Source organism: Stenotrophomonas sp. P5_A8 (assembly GCF_056400545.1).
Genome location: NZ_JBFULB010000222.1, coordinates 1 through 6,650, shown reverse-complemented (window position 1 = coordinate 6,650; position 6,650 = coordinate 1). Strand labels below are relative to the sequence as shown.

Annotated in this window: 6 protein-coding genes; 5 read left to right on the top strand and 1 reads right to left on the bottom strand. The window is 67.7% G+C overall.

The genetic code is table 11. The features are described from left to right. Positions 1–197 precede the first annotated feature (197 nt). The 3 genes from AC1DQP_RS14595 to AC1DQP_RS14585 all read left to right on the top strand — a co-directional run bounded on the left by AC1DQP_RS14595 (position 198) and on the right by AC1DQP_RS14585 (position 3,228). A complete protein-coding gene (locus AC1DQP_RS14595; RefSeq protein ID WP_457319607.1) occupies positions 198–536 on the top strand; it encodes a hypothetical protein in 339 nt (112 codons plus the stop codon). Between the two features lie 31 nt (positions 537–567). Beyond that, a complete protein-coding gene (locus AC1DQP_RS14590) occupies positions 568–1,500 on the top strand; it encodes an MBL fold metallo-hydrolase (protein ID WP_478051871.1) in 933 nt (310 codons plus the stop codon). Between the two features lie 75 nt (positions 1,501–1,575). Beyond that, positions 1,576–3,228 carry a M28 family metallopeptidase gene (locus AC1DQP_RS14585; protein ID WP_457319609.1) on the top strand — a complete coding sequence of 551 codons (1,653 nt, stop codon included), beginning with the start codon at positions 1,576–1,578 and terminating at the stop codon, positions 3,226–3,228. An 81-nt stretch (positions 3,229–3,309) separates the two neighbouring features. On the opposite strand, the gene AC1DQP_RS14580 is transcribed toward AC1DQP_RS14585, so the two are convergent. Beyond that, entirely contained in the window at positions 3,310–4,644 is a 1,335-nt protein-coding gene (locus AC1DQP_RS14580) for an MFS transporter (protein WP_256775184.1), read from the bottom strand. Positions 4,645–4,862: 218 nt separating this feature from the next. Here AC1DQP_RS14580 and yedA point away from each other — a divergent pair, with 218 nt between their 5' ends. Next, on the top strand, positions 4,863–5,762 hold the full coding sequence (gene yedA / locus AC1DQP_RS14575) for a drug/metabolite exporter YedA (protein ID WP_457319605.1): 900 nt from the start codon (positions 4,863–4,865) through the stop codon (positions 5,760–5,762). Beyond that, positions 5,759–6,650, top strand: an 892-nt coding sequence (gene rarD, locus AC1DQP_RS14570; protein WP_478051870.1) for an EamA family transporter RarD, incomplete at its 3' end; no start/stop codon positions are given. The genes yedA and rarD, both read left to right, overlap by 4 nt.

Genomic DNA, 6,650 nt, shown 5'->3' with positions numbered 1-6,650 from the left:
CTACATGGAACGTGCATTGCTGGGAGCCGGCCAGCGGCCGGCACTACATGGAACGTGGCATTGCTGGGAGCCGGCCAGCGGCCGGCAGTACATGGAACGTGCATTGCTGGGCACCGGCCAGCGGCCGGCACGACCGCGCCGAGCGCGGTCGGTKAGGCCGCGTGGCATGATGCGGTCATCCTGAAGGGGAGACTGCGATGGCCTGGTTGTCGTTGTTGTTGTTCCTGCCCTGGTTCGTGCTGCTGGGCGCGCTGTACTGGCTGTTCCCGCGGCAACCACGCGATGCGGCGCGGCGCTGGTTCGATGGCCTCGCGCTGCTGCTGGCCTTCGTGCTGAGCGTCGTGGCGATGCTGTGGGGCCACCACATCGGCGTGGTGCAATCCGATGCCGGGCCGATCTGGCGGCAGGTGCTGGCGGTGCTGTATGCCTACGGCGCGTTCCTGGCAGTGATGGTGGCGGCGATACTGCTGCGCACCCCGTGGCTGGCCCAGCGTGCGACCAAAGCCGCATCGAAGCCGGTGCGCGGATCGTCCTAGAATGGGGGCGCAATCCGCCAGGGATGAACCGATGTCTTTCGACCCCAGCATCCACACCATCGATACCGCGTTCCAGCGCGAGGATTTCGATGCGGCCTACCTGGTCGTGGAGAACGGCCGCGCGGCGTTCATCGATTGCGGCACCGGCCTGGCCGTGCCGGCGATGCTTGCGGCACTGACCGGTGCGGGCCTGTCGCCCGACGCGGTCGATTGGCTGATCCTCACCCACGTGCACCTGGACCACGCCGGCGGCGCCGGGCTGTTGATGCAGCAGCTGCCGAACGCCCGCCTGCTGGTGCACCCGCGCGGTGCGCCACACATGGTCGACCCCGCCCGGCTGATTGCCGGTGCCACCGAGGTCTATGGCGAGGCCGAGATCGCGCGCAGCTACGGGCCGGTGCTGCCGGTGGCGGCCGAGCGTGTGGTCATTGCCGAGGACGGCCACCGCGTCGACCTGGCCGGTCGCACCCTGCTGTGCCTGCATACACCCGGGCACGCGCGTCACCATCTGTGCGTGTGGGACGCGCGCAGCCGCGCCTGGTTCACCGGTGATACGTTCGGGCTGTCCTACCGCGAGCTGGACAGTGCGCGCGGCGCTTTCATCATCCCCACGTCTTCGCCGGTGCAGTTCGATCCGGAGCCGTTGAAGCAGTCGATCGCGCGCATGCTGGCCTACGAGCCGCAGGCGATGTTCCTCACCCATTACGATCGCGTGGGTGATGTGGCCAGGCTGGCCACCGACCTGGTGGAACAGATCGATGCGATGGTGCAGATCGGCCACCAGTGCGACGCACGCCCGGACCGTCACCGCTGCCTGGTCGCCGCACTTACCGCGCTGTATCTGGAGCGCGCGCAGGCGCATGGCTGCCCGCTCGATGATGCGGCGGTGACCCAGGTGCTGGCGATGGACATCGAACTCAACGCGCAGGGCCTGGCCTGCTGGCTGGACCGCGACCGCCGCTAGCAGTGCGCGGTCATGCAGGTGTCACGTTACACTCGCAGGCCCCTGCTTTCCGTCCTGGTGTCTGCCGTGAATCCGATGCGCATGCTGCTGCTGTCGTCCTGCCTGTTCGTGGGCGGCCTGGCCCACGCGGCCAATGACCTGCCCGGCGGCGGCATCGATCCGGACGCGCTCTCGCGGCATGTGCGCATCCTGGCCTCGGACGACTTCGAAGGCCGCGCTCCGGCCAGCCCGGGCGAAGAGCGCACGGTCCAGTACCTGATCGAAGAATTCAGGAAGTCCGGCCTGCAGCCCGGCGGCGTGGATGGCAGCTGGGTACAGCCGGTGCCGATGGTGCGCGCGCAGGTGGACGGACCGGTGCGCGCGCAGCTGCGCCAGAAGGGCAAGGACCGCGCGCTGGCCAACGGCGAGGACGTGACCCTGCAGAGCCTGCGCCCGCAGCAGGCGGTGGATATCAAGGACGCGCCGCTGGTGTTCGTCGGTTACGGCATCGATGCGCCCGAGCGCCACTGGGACGACTACAAGGGCGTGGACCTGCACGGCAAGATCGCGGTGGTGCTGATCAACGATGCCGACTTCGAGGCCGCCCAGCCCGGTGCCTTCGATGGCAAGGCGGTGACCTACTACGGTCGCTGGACCTACAAGTTCGAGGAAGCTGCACGACGTGGCGCGCAGGGCGTGCTGATCGTGCATGAAACCGCCCCGGCCGCTTATGGCTGGGCGACGGTGAAGAGTTCGGGCACCTCGCCGCTGTTCGACATCGAACGCACCCGCGAGCAGGCGTTGGCCCAGCACGTGCCGGTGCGCGGCTGGATGCCGCGCAGCCTGGCCGAGCAGGTGTTCCGCGATGCGGGCCTGGATTTCGATGCCGAGAAGCGCAAGGCGATGACCCCGGCGTTCACGCCGGTGGCGCTGGGCGATGCGCGGCTGTCGGTCAACTTCAAGCTCAAGCGCGAGCAGGTGGTCACCCGCAACGTGGTGGCCAAGCTGCCCGGCGGCGCACACGCCGATGAAGCGGTGATCTTCTCCGCGCACTGGGATGCGTTCGGCATCGGCCAGCCCGACGCCAAGGGCGACCGCATCCGGCGCGGTGCGATCGACAACGCCACCGGGGTGGCCACCGTGCTGGAACTGGGCCGGGTATTCGCCGCTGGTCCGCAGCCGCAGCGCACGCTGTACTTCGTGGCGCTCACCGCCGAAGAGAAGGGACTGCTGGGGGCGAGCTACTACGCCGCGCACCCGCTGGCGCCGCTGGACAAGACCGCGGCGGTGATCAACATCGAGATGTTCAGCCCGGACGGCCCCACCCGCGACATCGCCTCCTGGGGCAAGGGCCGGGTGTCGCTGGAGGGTGACCTGGAGCGCGTGGCCAAGGCACGCGGTCGCAGCTACTCGCCCGATCCGAACCTGGAGGCCGGCTTCTTCTACCGCGCAGACCATTTCGCCTTCGCCCGCCTGGGCGTACCGGCGATCACCATCGGCCCGGGGCTGGACATGCGTGAGGGTGGGGTGGAGAAGGGCCGTGAACTGCGCGATGCCTACTTCGCCGCGTGCTACCACCAGGCCTGCGATGCCTGGACCCCGAGCTGGGATGCCAGCGGCCATGCCGCCGACACCCTGCTGGTCTACGATCTGGGCGCGGAGCTGGCCAACAGCCGCCGCTGGCCGACGTGGGAAGACGGCTCGGAGTTCCGCGCCGAACGCGAAAAGACCGAATCCGCCCGCCGTTGAGGGGGGCGCCGGCCGCGGGTCGGGTTCCGATACCCCTGGATGCGCGCGACCACCGCCTGAGCGGTGGCCGCGCGCTGCGTACTACTTGCGCGTACCGTCCAGCCAGTTGGGGCCCTTGTTCTTCAGGAAGAACACGTAGACCACCAGCGACACCGCGATCACCGCGGTGACGTAGATCGCGAACGTATTGACGTGGCCGGTCTTCAGCGCCGCCTGGTACAGCAGCGGCGCGGTACCGCCGAACAGCGAATTGGCCACCGCATAGCCGAAGCCCACGCCCAGCGCACGCACGTGGGTGGGGAACAGTTCGGCCTTCACTACGGCGTTGATCGAGGTGTAACCGGTGAGGATCACAAAGCCGATGGCCAGCACCAAGAATGCCATCAGCGGATCGTGCTGGTTGGGCAGGGCGGTGACCAGGTAGTAGCTGTAGAGCACGCCGCCGATGCCGAAGAACACCAGCAGGCTCTTGCGCCCGACGATATCCGACAGCCAGCCACCGATCGGCTGCAGCACCATCAGGAAGGTCAGCACGCCCAGGTTGAGCAGGGTGCCGGTCATCACGTCATCGCCGGCGAACGCGCTCTGGATCATCTTCGGCCCGTTGACCGAATAGGTGTAGAACGCCACGGTGCCGCCGGCGGTGATCAGGAAGCACAGCAGGAGCGGCCGCCACTGGTGCACGAACAGCTCATACATCGAGCCGGACGCCTTGGCGCGTCCTTCCTTGGCTGCTTCGATGGAATCCTCGCCCAGCGACTCGTCCATCGTGCGGCGCAGCCAGAACACCACGATCGCGGCGATGCCGCCGATGCCGAAGGCGATGCGCCAGCCCCACTCGGAAATCTGCGGCTTGTCCCAGAAGCTGAGCATGCCCAGCAGGGTCAACTGCGCCAGCACATGGCCACCGACCAGGGTGACGTAGTGGAACGAGGACAGGAATCCACGCCGACCCGGGATGGCCGCTTCGGACATGTAGGTGGCGCTGGTGCCGTACTCGCCGCCGGTGGCAAAGCCCTGCAGCAGCCGCGCGAACAGCAGGATCACCGCCGCCCAGATGCCGATCTGCGAGGCGGTCGGGGTGATGGCGATGAGGAACGAACAGCCGGCCATCACCGTCACCGACACGGTCAGCGCCAGGCGCCGGCCGTAGCGGTCGGCGAAGCGGCCGAAGTACCACGCCCCGATCGGGCGCATCAGGAAGGTGGCGGCGAAGATCGCCCAGACATACATGGTGGAGTTCTTGTCGGCGGCCGAGAAGAACTGCGATTCGAAATAGACCGCGAACACCGAGTAGACGTAGACGTCATACCACTCGACCAGGTTGCCGGCCGAGCCTTTGAGGGTGTTGGAGATCGAGCGCCGCAGCGCGGCCCGCTCGGGGTGGGCGGCGGCGGAGGGAGGGGAAGTGCTCATGCTGGGAGGGTGTCCTCACGGGAGTCGTTGCGGGTGGGGAAGGTGCCCGGGGTGGGCGCCCTGACGTCGGGTACCCTCCTGGCACCACGGCGCATGGCTCAGAGGGTAACCATTTCCCGGCGCAGAAAACGTGAGCGGAAACAGCGTGCCATCGGCTTGGGGTGCTCCCCGACAGCGCGGTGGCCTAGAATCCCGGTTCCCCCGGATGGTGGTGTGCCATGTCTTCACCCGAACCTTCAGCGGCTGCTCCCCGGAGCGGCCTTGTTGTACTGGCCTTGTTGCTGGTGTACGTGGTCTGGGGGTCCACCTACCTGGGTATCCGGCTGGCGCTGGAAGGCGGCGCGCTGCCGTTGACGATGGTATCCGGCGCGCGCTTCATCATCGCCGGCTCGCTGATGTATGCGGTGCTGCGCTGGCGCGGGATGGCCGCGCCGACCCGGCGCCAGTGGCGCAACCTGGCGATCATGGGCCTGACCATGCTGGTGTTGGGCAACGGCATGGTGGTGCTTGCCGAACGCACGGTGTCCTCGGGCCTGGCCGCCACGGCGGTGGCCTCGGTACCGCTGTGGATGGCGCTGTTCGGCGCGCTGCGCGGCCAGCATGCCAGCCGCGGTGAATGGCTGGGCATCGCGATCGGTTTCCTGGGGGTGGTCTGGCTCAACGCCGGCAGCAGCCTTACGGCCTCGCCGCAGGGACTGATCCTGCTGCTGGTGGCGCCGATCGGCTGGGCGTTCGGCTCGGTGTGGGCGCGCGGCCTGGACCTGCCCACTCCCTTCATGACCGCGGCCGGGCAGATGCTGTGCGGCGGGGTCATGCTGGTGGTGCTGGGCCTGGTCACCGGCGAGCGGCCGACCACGTGGCCGAGCATGGACGGGCTGCTGGCCGTGGCCTACCTGTGCGTGTTCGGCTCGATCGTGGCGTTTACCGCCTATGTGTGGCTGCTGCACAACGTGCGCCCGGCGCTGGCGGCCAGCTACGCGTACGTGAACCCGGTGATTGCGGTGATCCTGGGCGCGATCATCGGCCATGAGCACTTTGGCGGGCATGACCTGCTGGCGATGGCGGTGATCCTGGCCGGCGTGGTGGTGCTGACCCTGGCGCGGACGCGCGCGAAGTGAGCGCGGTGCCGCCACACAGCCTGCAGGAACAACGCCGCGGGTTTGCGATCACCGCCTTCACCTTCACCCTGTGGGGGCTGGTGCCGGTGTACTGGCACCTGCTCAAGGCGGTGCCATCGCAGCAGATCATCGCGCACCGGATCATCTGGAGCACGGTGCTGGTGGTGGCCTGGCTGCTGCTGAGTGCGGGGACGGGCTGGTGGAAGCAGATCGCCGCGCAGAAGCGCGCGCTGCCGACGCTGGCGTTGAGCAGTCTGGCGATCGCGTTCAACTGGGGGCTGTACATCTGGGCGATCAACGCCGGACATGTGATCGAAACGAGCTTGGGGTACTTCATCAATCCGCTGGTGAGCGTGCTGCTGGGCGTGTTGGTGCTGAAAGAACGCCTTCGTGGGCTGCAGTGGCTGGCGGTGGGCTGCGCGGCGGTGGGTGTGGCGTGGCTGACGATCGATGCAGGCACGCCGCCGTGGATCGCGTTGGGGCTGGCCTGTTCGTTCGGGTTGTACGGGTTGCTGCGCAAGCTGGTTTCGGTGGACCCGGTGGCGGGGTTGGGGGTGGAGAGCCTGTATCTGTTTCTGCCGGCGATCGGGTTTGCGCTGTGGAGCGAGAACGGGCACGGCGGTGGGTTTTTCGGTGGGTGGGGCTGGAAGAACGATGCGCTGCTGATTCTGGGTGGGGCGGTGACGGCGCTGCCGTTGGTCGGGTTTGCCTACGGGGTAAAGCGGATTCCGTTGTCGCTGGTGGGGATTCTTCAGTACATCGCGCCGAGTCTGGGGTTGCTGTTGGGGGTGTTCTTCTTCCGCGAGCCGTTTGATGGGGGCAAGGCGATTGGGTTTGCGGCTATCTGGGTTGGGTTGTTGTTGTTTGTGGGTGACAGTGTTTGGCGGT